The 16,918-nt window shown below is 66.0% G+C and carries 17 protein-coding genes and 1 pseudogene; 7 read left to right on the plus strand and 11 right to left on the minus strand.

Annotated features, from left to right (window positions below):
• Positions 1-362: 362 nt before the first annotated feature.
• The 3 genes from F6X40_RS33510 to F6X40_RS33520 all read right to left on the minus strand — a co-directional run bounded on the left by F6X40_RS33510 (position 363) and on the right by F6X40_RS33520 (position 2,515).
• Positions 363-767: a RidA family protein gene (locus F6X40_RS33510; RefSeq protein WP_187630779.1), complete on the minus strand. Its 405-nt coding sequence runs from the start codon at positions 765-767 to the stop codon at positions 363-365.
• 82 nt (positions 768-849) lie between these two features.
• Positions 850-1,080 (minus strand): hypothetical protein, encoded by a 231-nt coding sequence (locus tag F6X40_RS33515; protein ID WP_090805429.1) that lies wholly within the window; start codon positions 1,078-1,080, stop codon positions 850-852.
• A gap of 214 nt (positions 1,081-1,294) precedes the next feature.
• On the minus strand, positions 1,295-2,515 hold the full coding sequence (locus tag F6X40_RS33520) for a Bcr/CflA family multidrug efflux MFS transporter (protein WP_187617177.1): 1,221 nt from the start codon (positions 2,513-2,515) through the stop codon (positions 1,295-1,297).
• A 282-nt stretch (positions 2,516-2,797) separates the two neighbouring features.
• On the opposite strand from F6X40_RS33520, the gene F6X40_RS33525 reads away from it, so the two are divergent.
• From F6X40_RS33525 to F6X40_RS33540, 4 genes are all read left to right on the plus strand, one after another.
• Positions 2,798-3,268, plus strand: a complete 471-nt coding sequence (locus F6X40_RS33525; RefSeq protein ID WP_187630780.1) for a hypothetical protein — start codon at positions 2,798-2,800, stop codon at positions 3,266-3,268.
• Between the two features lie 161 nt (positions 3,269-3,429).
• Positions 3,430-4,713, plus strand: a complete 1,284-nt coding sequence (gene hemL / locus F6X40_RS33530) for a glutamate-1-semialdehyde 2,1-aminomutase (RefSeq protein WP_187630781.1) — start codon at positions 3,430-3,432, stop codon at positions 4,711-4,713.
• Between the two features lie 63 nt (positions 4,714-4,776).
• A complete protein-coding gene (gene ribD, locus F6X40_RS33535; protein ID WP_187630782.1) occupies positions 4,777-5,928 on the plus strand; it encodes a bifunctional diaminohydroxyphosphoribosylaminopyrimidine deaminase/5-amino-6-(5-phosphoribosylamino)uracil reductase RibD in 1,152 nt (383 codons plus the stop codon).
• A gap of 15 nt (positions 5,929-5,943) precedes the next feature.
• Positions 5,944-6,579 carry a riboflavin synthase gene (locus F6X40_RS33540; protein WP_184058078.1) on the plus strand — a complete coding sequence of 212 codons (636 nt, stop codon included), beginning with the start codon at positions 5,944-5,946 and terminating at the stop codon, positions 6,577-6,579.
• A 218-nt stretch (positions 6,580-6,797) separates the two neighbouring features.
• Here F6X40_RS33540 and F6X40_RS43675 read toward each other — a convergent pair.
• The 8 genes and pseudogenes from F6X40_RS43675 to F6X40_RS33580 form a co-directional block, all read right to left on the minus strand.
• Positions 6,798-6,977: pseudogene (locus tag F6X40_RS43675) on the minus strand (hypothetical protein); the annotation flags it as partial.
• A gap of 97 nt (positions 6,978-7,074) precedes the next feature.
• Positions 7,075-8,010 (minus strand): catechol 1,2-dioxygenase, encoded by a 936-nt coding sequence (catA, locus tag F6X40_RS33550; protein ID WP_187630783.1) that lies wholly within the window; start codon positions 8,008-8,010, stop codon positions 7,075-7,077.
• A gap of 78 nt (positions 8,011-8,088) precedes the next feature.
• Positions 8,089-8,379, minus strand: coding sequence for a muconolactone Delta-isomerase (catC, locus tag F6X40_RS33555; RefSeq protein ID WP_090801477.1), 291 nt, complete (start codon positions 8,377-8,379; stop codon positions 8,089-8,091).
• Between the two features lie 27 nt (positions 8,380-8,406).
• Positions 8,407-9,543, minus strand: coding sequence for a muconate/chloromuconate family cycloisomerase (locus F6X40_RS33560; protein ID WP_187630784.1), 1,137 nt, complete (start codon positions 9,541-9,543; stop codon positions 8,407-8,409).
• Between the two features lie 304 nt (positions 9,544-9,847).
• Positions 9,848-11,491, minus strand: coding sequence for a GMC family oxidoreductase (locus F6X40_RS33565; protein ID WP_187630785.1), 1,644 nt, complete (start codon positions 11,489-11,491; stop codon positions 9,848-9,850).
• Positions 11,481-12,146 (minus strand): gluconate 2-dehydrogenase subunit 3 family protein, encoded by a 666-nt coding sequence (locus F6X40_RS33570; RefSeq protein ID WP_187630786.1) that lies wholly within the window; start codon positions 12,144-12,146, stop codon positions 11,481-11,483. Before F6X40_RS33570 ends, F6X40_RS33565 begins: the two co-directional genes overlap by 11 nt.
• Positions 12,143-13,180, minus strand: a complete 1,038-nt coding sequence (locus F6X40_RS33575) for a hypothetical protein (protein ID WP_187630787.1) — start codon at positions 13,178-13,180, stop codon at positions 12,143-12,145. Before F6X40_RS33575 ends, F6X40_RS33570 begins: the two co-directional genes overlap by 4 nt.
• Before the next feature lie 28 nt (positions 13,181-13,208).
• Positions 13,209-14,330, minus strand: coding sequence for an enolase C-terminal domain-like protein (locus F6X40_RS33580; RefSeq protein WP_187630788.1), 1,122 nt, complete (start codon positions 14,328-14,330; stop codon positions 13,209-13,211).
• 328 nt (positions 14,331-14,658) lie between these two features.
• On the opposite strand from F6X40_RS33580, the gene ribBA reads away from it, so the two are divergent.
• From ribBA to nusB, 3 genes are read left to right on the plus strand one after another with little or no spacing between them, the layout of a single operon-like run.
• The gene (ribBA, locus tag F6X40_RS33585; RefSeq protein WP_184023248.1) at positions 14,659-15,792 is read left to right on the plus strand and encodes a bifunctional 3,4-dihydroxy-2-butanone-4-phosphate synthase/GTP cyclohydrolase II; all 1,134 of its coding nucleotides are present in this window, start codon (positions 14,659-14,661) and stop codon (positions 15,790-15,792) included.
• Positions 15,793-15,840: 48 nt separating this feature from the next.
• On the plus strand, positions 15,841-16,353 hold the full coding sequence (gene ribH, locus F6X40_RS33590; RefSeq protein WP_013090228.1) for a 6,7-dimethyl-8-ribityllumazine synthase: 513 nt from the start codon (positions 15,841-15,843) through the stop codon (positions 16,351-16,353).
• Positions 16,350-16,784, plus strand: a complete 435-nt coding sequence (gene nusB, locus F6X40_RS33595) for a transcription antitermination factor NusB (protein ID WP_184023246.1) — start codon at positions 16,350-16,352, stop codon at positions 16,782-16,784. The genes ribH and nusB overlap by 4 nt, the downstream gene beginning before the upstream one ends.
• Positions 16,785-16,918 lie beyond the last annotated feature (134 nt).

Here is a 16,918-nt window from a genome sequence, read left to right on the forward strand (position 1 = left end):
CTGCAATTTCCGCTTCCGCGAAGCCGATCTGCCTCTTCATCCTCGTGAGTCCGTTCTGTGAGCTGCCTTCTATAACGTCTTCGGCTACGTGAGCGATGACCGCCGAGCTCCATTAATCAGCGTTTCCCTAGTGGATCACTGGCACACTTTGCCGCAACTAGGTGTATTGATAAAACGTAATCCGTCGTTGAAAGCCTTTGTGCTCCGCCACATCGATACGACGCTAGACACTGACGATCTTTCCAGAATCGCCAAGCTTTCAACGTCATCTTGCCCGATCGGCATGAGTTCTTTATGTCGAGAACTAGCGGCCGCCACAGAGAAAGTCATGCCGTAGTTGCTATATGGCTGTAATGTCGAATTCAAACCACCGTCACCGCCTCAACCTCGATCTTGAACCCATAGTGCAACTGCGGCACCGGCACGACCGCGCGCGCCGGCCTTGCCTCGCCGGCCCAGCCCGCATAGATCTGATTGAAACTCGCCCAATGTTCGACATCGACGACATACACGCGCACCTGCACCAGTTGCGCGACGCTGCTGCCGACGCTTTCGAGCGCCGCCTTCACATTGGCCAGAACCTGTTCGGCCTGCGCGTCGAACGACGCATCGGCGAGCTTTTCGCCTTGCGCGTTGATCGGCAATTGCCCGGACACGAAGACGAAGCCATTCGCGACCGCGACATGACTGTAGTGGCCGCCGGGTTTCGCCAGCGCGGCCGGATTGTCGGTGTGGGGCAAACGTGAGGCGTGCGGGCTATCGGTCATCCACCACTCCAGAAGTGAAAATCTCGGAGCGATTCATCGCCGTGCTTCATTCAGCACGAACCCGCGCACGACGCAACACGCATCACGCGTCCGCCATCTCGAGCTTTTCGCGCGCATCCGCGCAACGACGATTCAGATCGCGATGCATCAACTGGCTATCGAGCAGAGCCGATACATCCGTCAAACCGTGATCAAAGCGCAACACGTATTCGATGTCGGTGTAATCGTAATAAGCGCCGCTGTCGGCCAGCCGTTGCGCTTCGGCGAATGCGGCAAATTGCCGTTCGCCGTTCATCAGGTCTTTGATCGCCATGATTGCCGCTCCGAGGAACAGTGACTTCATCATAGCAATGCAAACCGCGACGCACGGTGGTGCGCGCGCAACACCAGGTGTTTTCCGGAGACGCGTCCGATGAACTCACGCGTCGGCCGATGCCCACAGCCGCAATAGCACGATCGTCATCCAGTTCTCACGCCGTTTTCACAGCGCTCGCGCAGTGCTCACCCACGATATCCGGACAACACGCTCACACAGCCGCAACCGGCGACTTCGTCCCGTGCCAACGCATCACGAGCATGCGTCCGACAAAGCACAGACAGCCCGCCACGCCGACCACGATACCCATGCCCTTCGGCGTGCCGTCCTGCCACAGTCCGACCGCGAGGCTCGACAGTGCGCCGAGCGCGAGCTGCACCGCGCCGAACACGGCCGCCGCGGCGCCCGCGTTGGCGGGATAGCGATGCATCAGATCGGTCGTGCAGTTGGCGGACAATACGCCCACCACGCTGACGACGAAGAACAGCCCGAACACGATCGACCATAAGCCGCCCCACCCCGTCAGCGACACGACGGACACGAACAGCGACGCGACGAAGCTCACGGTCGCCGCGAACGAGATGATCGGCACCGGCCCGAGCCGGCCGACGAGCCGCGTGTTCAGGTAATTGCCGACCATGATGCCGACGATGTTCAGCGCGAACAGGAAGCCGTAGTGCTGCGCGGACACGTGGAAATACTCGATGTATACGAACGGCGTCGCCGTGATGTACGCGAACATCGACGCGAACGCCATGCCGCCGCACAACATGTGTCCCCACGCGACCGGATCGCGCAGCAGCGTGCCATACGCGCCGAACGACTTCAGCAGCGCCGACTGCGCGCGCATCTCGCGCGGCCACGTCTCCGGCACCTTCAGGAATGCGGTCACCGCGCACACGGAACCGAACAGCGTCAGCGCGACGAACACGGCGCGCCAGCCGCCCAGCAGCAGCAACTGTCCGCCGATCAGCGGCGCGAGCAGTGGACCGATCGCCGTGACGATCGCGATCATCGACAGGACGCGCGCCGCGTCGCCCGGCTCGTGCGCGTCGCGCGCGATCGCGCGAGCCAGCACCGACGCCGCGCCCGCGCCCAACGCCTGCACGAAGCGGAAACCGACCAGCGAGCCGATCGAGACCGACAGCGAGCAGGCGATGCTCGCGAGCGCATACATGATGATGCCGCCAAGCAGGATCGGCCGACGGCCATAGGTATCGGACAGCGGACCGTACAGCAGCATGCCGATCGAAAAGCCGAACATGAAGCTCGTGAGCGTCGATTGCGCGGCGCCCGTGCCGACCGCGAAGGCCTGCGCGATGGTCGGCAGGCTCGGCAGATACATGTCGATGGAAATCGGCCCGCACGCGGCCAGCGCGCCGAGCAACAGGATCAGCCGGCCATCGGGCCGGCGTCTGACGACGTGAGACATGGGAAATCCGGATGGAACGCCGCGCCGGCATCGGCAGCGGAACGGGCGAAGCGGGAACGGCCATCAGTTGACCGGCTCGATTGTACGCGACGGTTAATCCGCTGACGGCGCTCGTGGCCCGCTGCGTGGACGTTGCGCGACAGCGCCGCGCGGCGCAATCAGCCTCGATCGGTTAAGCTGCCGCCAGCATGCCCAACGCGCTTCCGTATGCGCAGCTTGACGGCCCGACATAAACGCTCGACCTCGCGCAACGCCCCTCCCCTGATCCCGTTCGAACCCGCGATGACCGCCTTCCTGCTGATCTGGAGCCCCAAAAAATGGCCGTGGCCCGAGTTGCCCGACATCGCGAAACGCGTGGCGGCCGGCGACGCGGTGGCCGACGTGTGGGGCTGCGGCTTTGCGCGCGGCATCCTGCCCGGCGATCGCGTGTTCCTGCATCGCGTCGCGCAGGCGCCGAAGGGCATCTTCGGTTCGGGCTACGTGACGCGCGCGCCCTACGAAGTCCCCGACGCGTCGACCAAACGCGGCTACCGGCTGTGCATCGATTTCGTCTACGACTGGCTCGTCGATGCGCATCACGCGCCGGTCATCACGCGCGATCAGCTGCGTGTGCATCCGTTCTCGGTGCAGACGTGGGATGCGCAAAGCTCGGGCACGATCATCAAGCCGATCGCCGAAGGCGCGCTGGAGAAGCGCTGGGCCGAATTGACCGGCAGGCGCAAGCCGCCGACGATACCCGCACCGGGCAGCTAGGCGAAACACGCGCCGCCGCGACCGCCCGCCCGCACAGCCCGCCGGCGCCGACTCCGGTACAATTTCTCGATCCATCCCAGCATCGCGCGAAGGGTCCGCGGGAATCGTCCGAGGCCCTTTGCGCCGCTGCGCAACCCCTGCTCCCTATACCAGCCATCGCCATGTCCAGAAACGAAACCCTCTTCGAACGCGCGCAACGCACGATCCCCGGCGGCGTGAATTCGCCGGTGCGCGCTTTCCGTTCCGTCGGCGGCACACCGCGTTTCATCGAGCGCGCGCAAGGCCCGTACTTCTGGGACGCGGACGGCCAGCGCTATACCGACTACATCGGCTCGTGGGGCCCCATGATCCTCGGCCACGTTCATCCCGAAGTGCTGGAAGCCGTGCAGCGCGTGCTCGTGAATGGCTTTTCGTTCGGCGCGCCGACCGAGTCGGAAGTCGAGATCGCCGAGGAAATCTGCAAGCTGGTGCCGTCGATCGACCAGGTGCGCATGGTGTCGAGCGGCACCGAGGCGACGATGAGCGCGCTGCGTCTCGCGCGCGGCTTCACGAACCGCAGCCGCATCGTCAAGTTCGAAGGCTGCTATCACGGCCACGCGGACAGCCTGCTCGTGAAGGCCGGCTCGGGCCTCCTGACCTTCGGCAATCCGACCTCGGCGGGCGTGCCGGTCGATATCGCGAAGCACACCACCGTGCTCGAATACAACAACGTCGCCGAGCTCGAAGAAGCGTTCAAGGCGTTCGGCAACGAGATCGCCTCGGTGATCGTCGAGCCGGTCGCTGGCAACATGAACCTCGTGCGCGCGACCCCTGAATTCCTGCAGGCACTGCGGCGCCTGTGCACCGAGTACGGCGCGGTGCTGATTTTCGACGAAGTGATGTGCGGCTTCCGCGTCGCGCTCGGCGGCGCGCAGCAACTCTACGGCATCACGCCGGACCTCACCTGCCTCGGCAAGGTAATCGGCGGCGGCATGCCGGCGGCGGCGTTCGGCGGCCGGCGCGACATCATGGCTCACCTCGCGCCGCTCGGCGGCGTCTATCAGGCGGGCACGCTGTCGGGCAATCCGATCGCGGTCGCGGCCGGCCTGAAGACGCTTCAGCTGATCCAGGCGCCCGGCTTCTACGACACGCTCGCCGCGCGCACCACGCATCTCGCGCAAGGGCTCGCGCGGGCGGCACGCGAAGCGGACGTGCCGTTCGCGGCCGATGCGCTCGGCGGCATGTTCGGCATCTACTTTCGCGAATCGATCCCGACGAGCTTCGCCGACGTCACGAAGAGCGATGTGCCGCGCTTCAACGCGTTCTTCCACAAGATGCTCGACGCGGGCGTGTACTTCGCGCCGTCCGCGTATGAGGCCGGCTTCGTGTCGAGCGCGCACGACGACGCGGTGATCGACGCGACGATCGACGCCGCGCGCGGCGCGTTCGCAGCGTTGAAAGGCTGAAGCCGGGCCCGAAGCAAAGGCCGCAACTCGCACGACCCAGACACCGCACCACAACGGACACCGATGTTCTCGCAAACCGATTTCGTCCACATGGAACGCGCGCTCGCGCTCGCGAAGCGCGGCATGTACACGGCCGACCCGAATCCGCGGGTCGGTTGCGTGCTCGTCAGAAACGGCGAGGTGATCGGCGAAGGCTTCACGCAGCCGGCCGGCCAGGATCACGCCGAAATTCGCGCGCTGAAGGACGCGCGCTCGCGCGGCCACGACCTGCGCGGCGCGACCGCCTACGTGACGCTCGAACCGTGCAGCCATTTCGGCCGCACGCCGCCGTGCGCGAACGCGCTGATCGAAGCGCAGATCGGCCGCGTGATCGCGGCGATGGAAGATCCCAACCCGCAGGTCTCTGGCCGCGGTCTCGCGAGGCTGCGCGAAGCCGGTATCGAAGTGCGCTGCGGGCTGCTCGCGAACGAAGCTCGGGAGCTGAACATCGGCTTCGTGTCGCGCATGACGCGCGGCCGTCCGTGGGTGCGCATGAAAGTGGCGGCGTCGCTCGATGGCCGCACCGGCTTGCCGTCGGGTGAGAGCCAGTGGATCACGAGCGCGGCCGCGCGGGCCGACGGTCATGCGTGGCGTGCGCGCGCGTCGGCGATCCTGACCGGCATCGGCACTGTGCGCGAGGACAATCCGCGCATGACCGTGCGCGCGGTCGATACACCGCGCCAACCGCACCGCGTGCTGATCGACAGCCAGCTCGACGTGCCGCTCGACGCGCAGATCCTGGCCGGCGCGCCGACGCTGATCTTCTGCGGCGAGCTCGACGCACGTCTCGAAGAACGCGCGAGCGCGCTGCGCGAGCGCGGCGCCGAGATCGTGCCGCTGCCGAACGCGTTCGGCAAGGTGGATCTCCCGTGCATGCTGAGCGTGCTCGGCGAGCGTCACGTCAACGAACTGCACGTCGAAGCCGGCTACAAGCTGAACGGTTCGCTGCTGCGCGAAGGCTGCGTCGATGAACTGCTGGTCTATCTCGCGCCGAGCCTGCTCGGCGTGGACTCGATGAGCATGTTCAATCTGGACGCGCCCGACCAGCTCGAAGACCGCGTGAAGCTGAATTTCCACACGGTCGAGCGGATCGGCGACGATCTGCGGATCCTCGCGCGTTTCGCGCCGACAGCCTTACCCGGGACCGACACCGTGTCTCCCACCGTTTCGAAATGATCAAGGACTAGCACGATGTTTACAGGAATCGTCGCGGCAGTGGGCCGCATCGAATCAGTCAAGCCGCTCGGCACGGGCGGCGACGCGGGCGTGCGCCTGAACGTCGAGGCGGGCGGGCTCGACCTCGCCGATGTGCAGCTCGGCGACAGCATCACGATCCAGGGCGCCTGCATGACGGTGGTCGCGAAGACCGCTCATTCGTTCGAGGTCGACGTGTCGCGCGAGAGCCTGAACCGCACGGCCGGTCTCGGCGAAACCGGCGAGGTCAATCTCGAGAAAGCGCTGCGCGCGCATGACCGGCTCGGTGGACATATCGTGTCCGGACACGTCGACGGACTCGGTATCGTCACGCGTTTCGCGCCGGTCGGCGAATCGCACGAGCTGCGCATTCTCGCGCCGCGCGACATCGGTCGTTATCTCGCGTACAAGGGATCGATTACGGTCAATGGCGTGAGCCTGACCGTGAACTCCGTCGTTGATCGCGACGACGGCTGCGAGTTTTCAATCAATCTGATTCCGCATACCGTGCAGGTGACGGCGCTCAAGCATCTGCACGACGGGGTAAAGGTGAATCTGGAGATCGATCTGATCGCGCGCTATGTGGAGCGGATGCTCAATGCGCCGCGCGATGGCGATCCATCCTCGACGTAACCTGGACACTTCCCTCGAGACCGTTACGCGATACCAGGAGCGCATGCTCGGTGCGTATCGGCAAAGCGATCGATCTGCGCAGCAAGCCGGTTGGGGCGAGGCGAATCCGGGGCCGTCACCCAGCGCGCGTGCACGATCCGAAGCTGACAAACCCAATGAAAGAGCCGCACCTGCTCCGTCGCTGGAATCCGCTGCGTGTGCACCTGACGAAAGCGTCGCTGATCCTTGCCTGCATCGTCGGTACGGGCGCAGCCAGTGCCACGATCACGTCGACACCGCAATTCGCGGACGAGCTCGTCGAGCTCCTGCACCTGGCCGGGCAACGTGGAGCTGGTCAGCCACAACACACCATCGGCGCTATCGGTGAAGCGCCGCGTCAACGCGGCGTTGTCCGGCGTCACAACTCCTCGACACTTCAGGGATTCGGCCGGCAAGACCGCCGGCCGTTGGCAACGAAAGGCGGCGGCCGTGTCGCCACGGCGCCGCCTCGTGCGATTACGCTTCGGCCGAAGCGCGCAGACGATGGACGAGCTGGTTGTCCTTACCCTGGACCAGCGGCGTGATCGTGAAGTTGAACTCGATCTCCTTGTACGTATCGGCCTTCAGGCCCAGCGCCGCGCCACCGGATTTCTCGACGATCGGCGGAATCAGCTCTTCGCGCGTTGCATACGCGAAGTCGTCCCAGATCAGCGGATCGCCTTCGATGTTGAACTGCGTGGTCAGCTTGCGATGGCCGTCGCTGCTGACGAAGAAGTGCACGTGCGCCGGACGGTTGCCGTGACGGCCCAGCACGTTCAGCAGCTGCTGCGTCGAGCCGTGCGGCGGGCAGCCGTAGCCTACCGGCATCAGCGTGCGGACCTCGTACTTGCCGTCGGCGCCGGTCTTCACCGCGCCGCGCAGGTTGAAGTCGCTCTGCGCGCCGGTCGGATCGAAGTGCGAGTAGAAGCCCTTCGAGTTCGCGTGCCAGCACTCGACGACCGCGCCGGCGACCGGCTTGCCGTCCAGATCCTTGACCGTGCCGCGAATCACGAGCGGGCCCGCGTCTTCGTCCGGGTTGACGTCGATCTTCGAGACGCCCTCGCGCACCGTCGCGCCGGCGACGTACAGCGGGCCTTCGATCGTACGCGGCGTGCCGCCTTCGAGACCGATCTTCTTGTCCTCGGCGTCCATGCGGATGTCGAGATACTTCTCGAGACCGAGGCCGGCCGCGAGCAGCGCCGCTTCGCCGTCCTGACCGAGCTTGTTCAGATAGTTGACGCCGGCCCAGACTTCGTCGGGCGTGATGTCGAGGTCATCGATTGCCTTGAACAGGTCGCCCAGCAGACGGAAAACGATCTGCTGGAAACGCGCGTTGCCATTCCCGGCATCGACGTTGGAAGCGGCTTTCAGCAGATCCTGCACTTCTTTGGTTTCAAATACTTTGACGCTCACGATGACTGTCTCCAGTTGGTATAGGGGGAAAAGATGGCTTTGGATGCGCTCGCCGTCAAAAGCGCCTGGCCCCTGGGCTCAGATGTCGCCGTCCCGAATCGACGACGGGTGACGACACAGAGGCGTCACCGAAATCTTCATGTACGGGAACAGAGGCAAGCCGGACAGAATGTCGTGAAGTTCGGCATTGCTCTCTACATCGAAGATGCTGTAATTCGCGTACTCGCCAACGAGGCGCCAGATATGACGCCACTTGCCGCTACGCTGGAGCTCCTGCGAGTAAGCCTTCTCGCGGGTCTTGATTTCGTTCGCCACTTCGGCCGGCATGTCGACCGGCAGGTGCACGTCCATTCGTACATGGAAAAGCATCGTTGAATCCTCTTGATCTGAATCCGTTTAGCGGGTGACCTTCATCAGCCCGTCTCGCGTGAATCGTTCGACCTTCGCCTCGTCGAGTTCGATGCCGAGACCCGGGCCGCTCGGCACGGTCAGTTCGAAGTCGCTGTAGTCGAGCGGCGTGGTCAGAATGTCTTCGGTGATCAGCAGCGGCCCGAACAGCTCGGTGCCCCATTGCAGATTCGCGAAGCTCGCGAACAGATGCGCCGACGCCACCGTGCTGAACGCGCCTTCGAGCATCGTGCCGCCGTACAGCTCGATGCCGGCGGCATCTGCGATCGCGGCCACGCGCTGCGCGGCGAACAGGCCCCCGCTCTGTTCGATCTTGATCGCGAACACATCGGCGCCGCCGTTCTTCGCGATCTCGAACGCGCTGTCCGGGCCTTGCAGGACTTCGTCGGCCATCAGCGCGACCGGGAAGCGGCGCATCAGTCGCGCGAGCGCCGCGGCGGACGCGACCGGCTGCTCGACCAGATCGCAGCCCGCGTCGGCCAGCGCCGGAATCGCCCAGGCGGCCTGGGTCTCGCTCCACGCCATGTTCACGTCGACGCGCACCGCGGCGCGCTCGCCGACCGCTTTCTTGATCTCGGCGACGTGCTTGATGTCGGTCTTCAGTTCCTTCGCGCCGATCTTCAGCTTGAAGACCTTGTGGCGGCGCACGTCGAGCATGTGCTCGGCTTCGGCGATGTCCTTCGCGGTATCGCCCGACGCGAGCGTCCACGCAACCGGCAGGCGCTCACGGCGACGGCCGCCGAGCAGTTCGCTCACCGGCACGCCGAGACGTTTGCCTTGCGCGTCGAGCAGCGCGGTTTCGAGCGCGCTCTTCGAGAAATGATTGACCTTGACCAGCTTGCCGAGGTGCGCCATCAGCGCCTGGATCTGCGTCGCGTCCTTGCCGATCATCGCCGGGGCGAAGTAGGCGTCGATCGCGAGCTTCATTGCTTCGGGGCTTTCCGGGCCATAGGCCATGCCGGCGATCGTGGTGCCTTCGCCAATCCCGACGATGCCGTCGCTGCAGTACACCTTGACCAGCATCAGCGTCTGCCCGTACATCGTGGCGACCGACAGCTTGTGAGGGCGGATCGTCGGCAGATCGACGAGGCGGGTTTCGATACGTTCGATGGTCGCTTGGGTCATGGCGGCTGCGGCGGGAAGTGAGTTCATTGGATGTTTTTATACCCTTCGCCCGTTTGGCCCGTCCAATACTTTTCCTGTCCTTTTTCATACCTGCAGGGTATGGTGAGGCCAGCAAGCCCGGCCTTTCTATGGATTTTGCATTGCACCATGCAGGCGGGCATCGAAAAAGAGGACGTTTTTGCGCCTCAAACATGACTTGGGTCAATGTTCGATGCATGGAGAGCATGTTGTGTAACCATCCGGGTCGCGCAGTGAGTACTCCATCGTTTCGGACTGCGGTTCATGCGCGTGGGCAACACTGCCCCTACAACTCGCCGCGCGCGGCCAGCGCGGCGATGCGCTCGGCGGTGCGACACGCGATCGCCTGAATCGTCAGCGACGGATTCACGCCGCCCACGGTCGGAAACACCGAGCCGTCGCACACCCACAGGTTGCGGATGTCCCAACTGCGGCAGTCCGCGTCGACGACGCTCGTCGACGGATCGTCACCCATACGCGCAGTGCCGTTCAGGTGGCAGGTGTCGTCGGTCTCGCGCCAGATCTCCTTGCCGCCGGCGGCCGCGAGCGCCTGCTCCATGAAGTCGAGCGAATGCGCGATGAGCCGCTTGTCGTTGTCGCACCATGAATAGGTGACGCGCGCGATCGGCAGCCCGTACTGGTCCTTCTCGTCGGCAAGCGTCACGCGGTTGCGCTGCTGCGGCAGCATCTCGCCGACGATCTTCAGCCCCGCCTGGTGGTTGTACTTGAGCATCTCCGCGCCGAGCGCGTCGCCCCACAAGCCGCGGCCATTCTGCACCGCGACCCATCCGTTCGGCAGCGGCCCCTGGCTCATGTAGCAGTAGCCGCCGAAAAAATCTTTGCCCTTGTCTTCGTAGTTCCAGTGCTCGGTGAGCGCGAGCGACGGCGGCCCCTTGTACCAGCGGATGTCTTCATCGAAGGTGCCGTAGACGGCCTGATTCGACTGCGCCATCAGGTTTTTGCCCACGAGTCCCGAACTGTTCGCGAGTCCGTCGGGAAAGCGGCTGTTGGCCGACATCAGCAACAGGCGCGGCGTTTCGATCGCGTAGCCGGCCACCACCACGTGCTTCGCGCGCTGGAATCGCCAGCGTCCTTCGCGCAGATATTCGACGCCGGTGGCGAGCCCCGCGTCGTTGGTGACGACGCGGCCGACCATCGCCAGATCGCGCACCTCGGCGCCGGCTTGCAGCGCACGCGGGATCCACGTGACGAGCGCGCTTTGCTTCGCGTTGGTCGCGCAGCCGGACACGCAAAAGCCGCGGTACACGCACGGATGCGCGCGGCCACGCGGCGCGGAGAGGGTCGCGAGCGGCGTCGGGCTCCAGCCGATGCCGAGCGCCTCGGCGCCGCGCGCGAGCACCAGCGCCGCCGCGTTCAGCTCATGCGCGCGATACGGATAGCGCGGCCGCTTCGGCCCCCACGGATAATTCACCGGTCCGGAGATTTTCAGCGCGTCCTCGACCTCGCCGTAGTAGTGCCACATCTCGCGCCAGTCGAGCGGCCAGTCGGCGCCATAGCCAAGCACGCTGCGCGACTTGAACCACGCGGGCCGAAAGCGCAGCGACACCATCGCGAAATGGACCGTGCTGCCGCCCACCGCCTTGCCGCTGTTGTTGTTGCCGAGCTTCAGCGGATTGTCGCCGTCGCAGATGCGCTCGTCGGTCCAGAACAGTTTTTCCTGATGCGCTTCGTCAGACGCGAACTCTTCGAGCGGACGCCACCACGCGCCGGCATCTAACGCGACGACCTTGAAGCCTTTTTCCGCAAGCCGGCACGCGAGCGTGCCACCGCCGGCGCCGGTGCCGACGATCGCGAAATCGACCTCCTCGCCGTCAGGGTACGTGCGCATCGGCACCCAGCCGCCGCGCTGGAACACGTCGGGTGCGCGGCCGTCCTTGCCGCGTGGCCGTTGCTGCGCGTCATCGGACACGGCGGTTCTCCTTCGCGGCCTGCTCATGGGTGTCGGGCGTCGCTTCGACCGCCTCCCACGGATCGCGCCGGTTCAGGTACATGCGCACATAGCCGCGCGGATTCGCCGGGCCGCCGAAGCCGATCTCGCTCCACGCGTGCGGGTGCGAGTAGTAGAGCCCGCAGATGTCGTGCAGCACGCGCTCGCCGAAGAACAGCTTCGACGGCATGCCGCGCCACGCGGGGTTCGTCAGTTCGCCGCGCTGCATCTCGCCGAGCAGCGCGATCTGCGTGTCCTCCGCGAGGCTCGCGAACGGCAGGCCGCCGCGCTCGCGGCACTCGGCATCGAGCGCGGCGAGGCCGATGCGCCAGGCGTCGCGCATCGGCGGCAAACGGGCGTCGCGGTAGCCGTCGTTGCCATTGCCGGCGAGCCGCGCGTCGAGCAGGGCGGCGAGCGGCACCACCGGTTGCGCATTCGCTTGCGGCACGATGCGGGCGCACAGCAACGTGACCGCGAGCCATTCGACCGCGTTGAAAAAGCGCGGCTCGAGCGGTGTCGCGAGGCGTTCGGCGATCACCGCGCGGGTGTGCGCGTCCCACGACGGCGTCGTGCGTTTGTCGAGCACGTCGTAGCCGGGATAGCGGGTAACTCGGGTCGAGCGTGGTCGGTTGGTCATTTTTCAGTCTCCCGCAGACGCAGTGCGGCGAGCCCGGCGAGCGCCAGCGCGGAAAAGCTCGGCGGCGCGGGCAGCGGCGGCCCGTCGAACAGATTCTGGCTCCAGTTGCGCCAGCCGCCCTGACGACGCGCGATCCCGCGCGCGTGAAAACCCGCGCCGACAAAGCCGAGCACGGTCGTGATGCGTAACCAGAGCCGCGTGTACCAGCGCTCGCGCGGAGCGGACAGCGCGGCATGCGCGAGCAGCGCAGCCGTGATCGGCGGAATGCTGACCGGCGCGTACATCGCGCGATGCTGAAACGCGCCACGAAAATGCAGCAGCGCGGCCTCCCCCACCGTGCCGACGAGACCCGCCGCGACCAGCAGACCGAGCGCCTGACCGGCCGGCATGCCGAGCAGTTGCGGGTCGACTGCGGGCTCGTCGCGCAAGCGTTCGGCGACGGCACCGAGCGCGCCTGACAGCAGCAACGCGCTCGGCGCGCCGAGCGGTGCCGCGTGAAACAGGTTGTTCCAGCTCCAGCCGCCCGGCCGCTTCATCACGTTGTAGAAATGGAAGCCCGTGCCGGCGATGCCCGTCGCCGCCGCGCTCAGATAGATCGCACGGCGCGCGCGATGCGTCTGGCCGCGACGATCCGCGCCACCATGCAGGCCCGCGGCGAGCGACAGACTCGCGCTGACGAGTGGCGTGAACATCGCCGGGTTGTCGAACGAGCCGCGGTAGTGCTCCATCGCGCTGTCGGCGAGCACCGACAGCGCGAGCAGCGCGGAGCTGTGGTTGAAGGTGCGGGCCGCTTCGACGTGTGCCTCCACCTCGGCGGTGGGTTCGCTCGCGTGCACGCGCGCCGGCGCGCGCTGATGGCTGCGGGCGGCACACGTCGGGAACGTCACGGATGCCCGACGCTCGTGGTGTTGCGGGCCGCTCTCACGCCGTTCACGATGCGACCCAGGTCTTCCCGCGCCGCGCGCGGCCAACGCCGCGACGGCCGTCACCGCCGCCGCCGTGTACAGCAATCCGGGTACGCGTGAAGAGCCCATCGATATCGCTTCCTTGTCGTGGCCTGCTTTATTTGATGAGGTAGCGCTCGGCGTCACCATGCTTGAACTCGAGCCCGCAACCGGGCCGCGACAGATCGGGCTCCATCTGGCCGTCGCGCAACCGCGGCGCACCGTCGAACAGCATGGCTTCGATCCGGGCGTGGTCATGGAACCACTCCTGATGGCGCAAGCGCGGCGCCGCGCACGCGACGTGCAGATGCAACGCCGGTGCGCAATGCGCGGACAGCGGCACGTGATACGCGTCGCACAGCGCGGCGGCCTGCAGAAAGCCGGTGATGCCGCCGCAACGGCTCGCGTCGGCCTGCAGCACGTCGACGGCCCCCGCCGCGAGCAGGTGGCGGAAGTCGTCGAGCGTGTAGCCGTATTCGCCGGCGGCGATCTCCATGCCGGCCGGCACGCGCTCGCGTACGCCGCGCAGGCCCGCTTCGTCGTCCGAAGACACGGGCTCCTCGAACCAGCTCACCTGGTGCTCGGCGAAACGTTGCGCGTAGTACAGCGCCCGTTGCGGCGTGAACGCGCCGTTGGCGTCGACGAACAGGCCCGCGCCGCCGATCGCCGCGCGCGCCGCCGCGACGCGCGCCGGGTCCTTGTCCGGCTCGCTGCCGATTTTCATCTTTACCCACCGGCAGCCGTCCTGCGCGACCCAGCCGGCGAACTGCTGCTGCAAGCGCTGGTTCGTATACGTGGTGAAGCCGCCGCTGCCGTAAGCCGGCACGGCCGGGCGCAACGCGCCGAGCAGCCCGACGAGCGGCACGCCGAGCAGCTTCGCCTTCAGGTCCCACAGCGCGCAGTCGATTGCCGAAATGGCTGTCGCGGCCAGTCCCGCGCGGCCGAGATTGCGCACCTGGCGCTGCAACCGTTGCCAATGCGCGCCGACGTCCAAGCCGTCGTGATTCAGCACGCAGGCGGCGAGCGCGCCCTGGATCAGCGCGACGATGCAGGCATCGCTGTACGTGTAGCCGATGCCGGTGTCGCCGCCCGCGTCGACCTCGACAACGACCAGCGTGGTCGCGTCCCACGCGAACGTGCCGTCGGCCTCCGGCGCGTCGGTCGGAATGCGGTACGCGCTCGCGCGCAGCGCGCTCACGGGCGCTTGCGACGAGCCCCCGCTCGTGGCGCCGCGCTTCATCGACGCGCTCCTTGCGCGCACGCGTGACGCCCTTCATTGATGCAACAGCCGACGGTCCCCGACATTCCGGTCTCCGGGTGGTAGTGAGACGAAGCTGCCTGCTGCGTCGCAAGTACCGTTCCGCACTATTGCAATCCGTAAAGCGGGCCGCGCTGGAGCACTCTTCGCGTTGCCGCCAACGCCACTCGCGCGCGCGCCCACCGTTTTGACGAGCATGGCAACCCCGCCCGGCTCGTCACAGTCGGCCAAACGGCCTATGTCGTCTGGCGGAGGCGACTTGGGCTCGCGCGTGGCGTAAAATACGCGCTTTCCCGAAAAACTCGCCAACATGACGCTCGCCTCCACCCAAGAGATCATTGCCGAACTGAAAGCCGGCCGGATGGTGATCCTCGTCGACGAAGAAGACCGCGAGAACGAGGGCGACCTCGTGATCGCCGCCGAGTTTGTCACTCCGGAAGCGATCAATTTCATGGCTCGCTACGGCCGCGGCCTGATCTGCCTGACGCTGACCCAGGATCGCTGCCAGCAGCTGAACCTGCCGCTGATGACCTACCGCAACGGCACGCAGTACGGCACCGCGTTCACGGTCAGCATCGAAGCGGCCGAAGGCGTGACGACCGGCATCTCGGCGGCCGACCGGGCCCGCACGATCGCGGCCGCGGTCGCGCCGGACGCCAAGGCCGAGCACATCGTGCAGCCGGGCCATATCTTCCCGATCATGGCGCAGCCGGGCGGCGTGCTGGTGCGCGCCGGCCATACCGAGGCCGGCTGCGACTTCACGAGGCTCGCGGGCCTCACGCCTGCCGCGGTGATCTGCGAAGTGATCAAGGACGACGGCACAATGGCGCGTCTGCCGGACCTGCTCGAGTTCGGCAAGGAGCACGGCCTGAAGACCGGCACGATCGCCGATCTGATTCACTATCGCAGCCGCACCGAGTCGATCGTCGAGCGTGTTTGCGAACGTACGATGCAAACCGCGCACGGCGCGTTCCGCGCGGTCATGTATCTCGATCAGCCGAGCGGCCAGCCGCACATCGCGCTGGTGCGCGGCACGCCGATGCCCGATCGCGACACGCCGGTGCGCGTGCACGAGCCGCTGTCGGTGCTGGATCTGCTCGAAGTCGGCGAATCCACCCATTCGTGGACGCTGGACGCGGCCATCCAGGAAATCGCAGAACGCGATCTCGGCGTGGTCGTACTGCTGAACTGCGGCGACTCGAAAGACCATCTGATCGACGTCTTCAAGGCGTTCGACTCGAAGGAAAAAGCGGACGCGCTGAAGCGCCGACCGGTCGACTTCAAGACCTACGGCATCGGCGCGCAGATTCTGCGCGAACTCGGCGTCGGCAAGATGCAGGTGCTGTCGAACCCACGCAAGCTCGGCAGCATGTCGGGTTATGGTCTCGAAGTCACGGGCTTCATTCCGATGCCCGGCAGCAAAACGCAAGCCCCGCAACTCTGATCCGGCCACTCACGCGCCTCGCGCCCACTCAAACACTACGGAATTCATATGGAAATCGGACAATACCAACCGAATCTCGACGGCGACGGACTGCGCATCGGCATCGTCCAGGCGCGCTTTAACGAACCCGTCTGCAACGGCCTCGCCGACTCCTGCATCGAAGAACTCGAACGCCTCGGCGTGACCGGCGAAGACGTGCTGCTCGTCACGGTGCCGGGCGCGCTGGAAATCCCGCTCGCGCTGCAAAAGCTCGCGGAAAGCGCGCAATTCGACGCGCTGATCGCGCTCGGCGCGGTGATCCGCGGCGAGACCTACCACTTCGAGCTGGTTTCGAACGAAAGCGGCGCGGGCATCACGCGCATCGGCCTCGACTTCGGCATTCCGGTCGCGAACGCGGTGCTGACCACCGAGAACGACGAGCAAGCCGTCGCGCGCATGACCGAGAAGGGTCGCGACGCCGCGCGCGTGGCTGTCGAAATGGCGAACCTCGCGGTCGCGCTCGAGCAGCTCGGCGGCGATGACGACGAAGATGAAGACGAAGACGACGAGGAAGAGGCATGAAGAGCGCACGCCGACGCTCCCGCGAACTGGCCACGCAGGGGCTTTACCAGTGGCTGCTGTCGGGCTCGCCCGGCGTTGAGATCGACGCGCAACTACGCGGCGCGCAAGGTTACGACAAGGCCGATCACGAGCACCTGGACGCGATCCTGCATGGCGTGATGCGCGATTCCGAAGCACTTTCCGCCGCGATCGCGCCGTGCCTCGACCGTCCGATCGATCAACTGTCGCCGGTCGAACGCGCGGTGCTGCTGGTCGCCGCGTTCGAACTGAAGAATCACGTCGACATTCCGTATCGCGTGGTCATCAACGAAGCGGTCGAGCTGACCAAGACGTTCGGCGGCTCGGACGGCTACAAGTACGTGAACGGCGTGCTCGACAAGCTCTCGGCGCAACTGCGCGCCACCGAGACGCAGGCGGCTCGCAAGAGCTGAGCGCGGCGCCGGTGGGGCCATGCCGCGCATCGGCTCCCTGCCACGTCGCACTGCACAGGGCGAAGCACCTCGATCGCCCGCAAGGACGGCGCTGCGCGCATCGATGAACGCATCATTTGATGGGTAGGCGCCGT

This window comes from Paraburkholderia sp. UCT31 (assembly GCF_014397655.1).
In the GTDB taxonomy this organism is placed as follows: domain Bacteria; phylum Pseudomonadota; class Gammaproteobacteria; order Burkholderiales; family Burkholderiaceae; genus Paraburkholderia; species Paraburkholderia tuberum.

What these genes read in the sequence shown, in the direction of transcription:
- F6X40_RS33510 (WP_187630779.1), bottom strand. Translation starts at nt 767, where the DNA reads ATGACCGATAGCCCGCACGCCTCACGTTTGCCCCACACCGACAATCCG.
- F6X40_RS33515 (WP_090805429.1), bottom strand. Translation starts at nt 1,080, where the DNA reads ATGGCGATCAAAGACCTGATGAACGGCGAACGGCAATTTGCCGCATTC.
- F6X40_RS33520 (WP_187617177.1), bottom strand. Translation starts at nt 2,515, where the DNA reads ATGTCTCACGTCGTCAGACGCCGGCCCGATGGCCGGCTGATCCTGTTG.
- F6X40_RS33525 (WP_187630780.1), top strand. Translation starts at nt 2,798, where the DNA reads ATGACCGCCTTCCTGCTGATCTGGAGCCCCAAAAAATGGCCGTGGCCC.
- hemL (WP_187630781.1), top strand. Translation starts at nt 3,430, where the DNA reads ATGTCCAGAAACGAAACCCTCTTCGAACGCGCGCAACGCACGATCCCC.
- ribD (WP_187630782.1), top strand. Translation starts at nt 4,777, where the DNA reads ATGTTCTCGCAAACCGATTTCGTCCACATGGAACGCGCGCTCGCGCTC.
- F6X40_RS33540 (WP_184058078.1), top strand. Translation starts at nt 5,944, where the DNA reads ATGTTTACAGGAATCGTCGCGGCAGTGGGCCGCATCGAATCAGTCAAG.
- catC (WP_090801477.1), bottom strand. Translation starts at nt 8,379, where the DNA reads ATGCTTTTCCATGTACGAATGGACGTGCACCTGCCGGTCGACATGCCG.
- F6X40_RS33560 (WP_187630784.1), bottom strand. Translation starts at nt 9,543, where the DNA reads ATGACCCAAGCGACCATCGAACGTATCGAAACCCGCCTCGTCGATCTG.
- F6X40_RS33570 (WP_187630786.1), bottom strand. Translation starts at nt 12,146, where the DNA reads ATGACCAACCGACCACGCTCGACCCGAGTTACCCGCTATCCCGGCTAC.
- F6X40_RS33575 (WP_187630787.1), bottom strand. Translation starts at nt 13,180, where the DNA reads ATGGGCTCTTCACGCGTACCCGGATTGCTGTACACGGCGGCGGCGGTG.
- F6X40_RS33580 (WP_187630788.1), bottom strand. Translation starts at nt 14,330, where the DNA reads ATGAAGCGCGGCGCCACGAGCGGGGGCTCGTCGCAAGCGCCCGTGAGC.
- ribBA (WP_184023248.1), top strand. Translation starts at nt 14,659, where the DNA reads ATGACGCTCGCCTCCACCCAAGAGATCATTGCCGAACTGAAAGCCGGC.
- ribH (WP_013090228.1), top strand. Translation starts at nt 15,841, where the DNA reads ATGGAAATCGGACAATACCAACCGAATCTCGACGGCGACGGACTGCGC.
- nusB (WP_184023246.1), top strand. Translation starts at nt 16,350, where the DNA reads ATGAAGAGCGCACGCCGACGCTCCCGCGAACTGGCCACGCAGGGGCTT.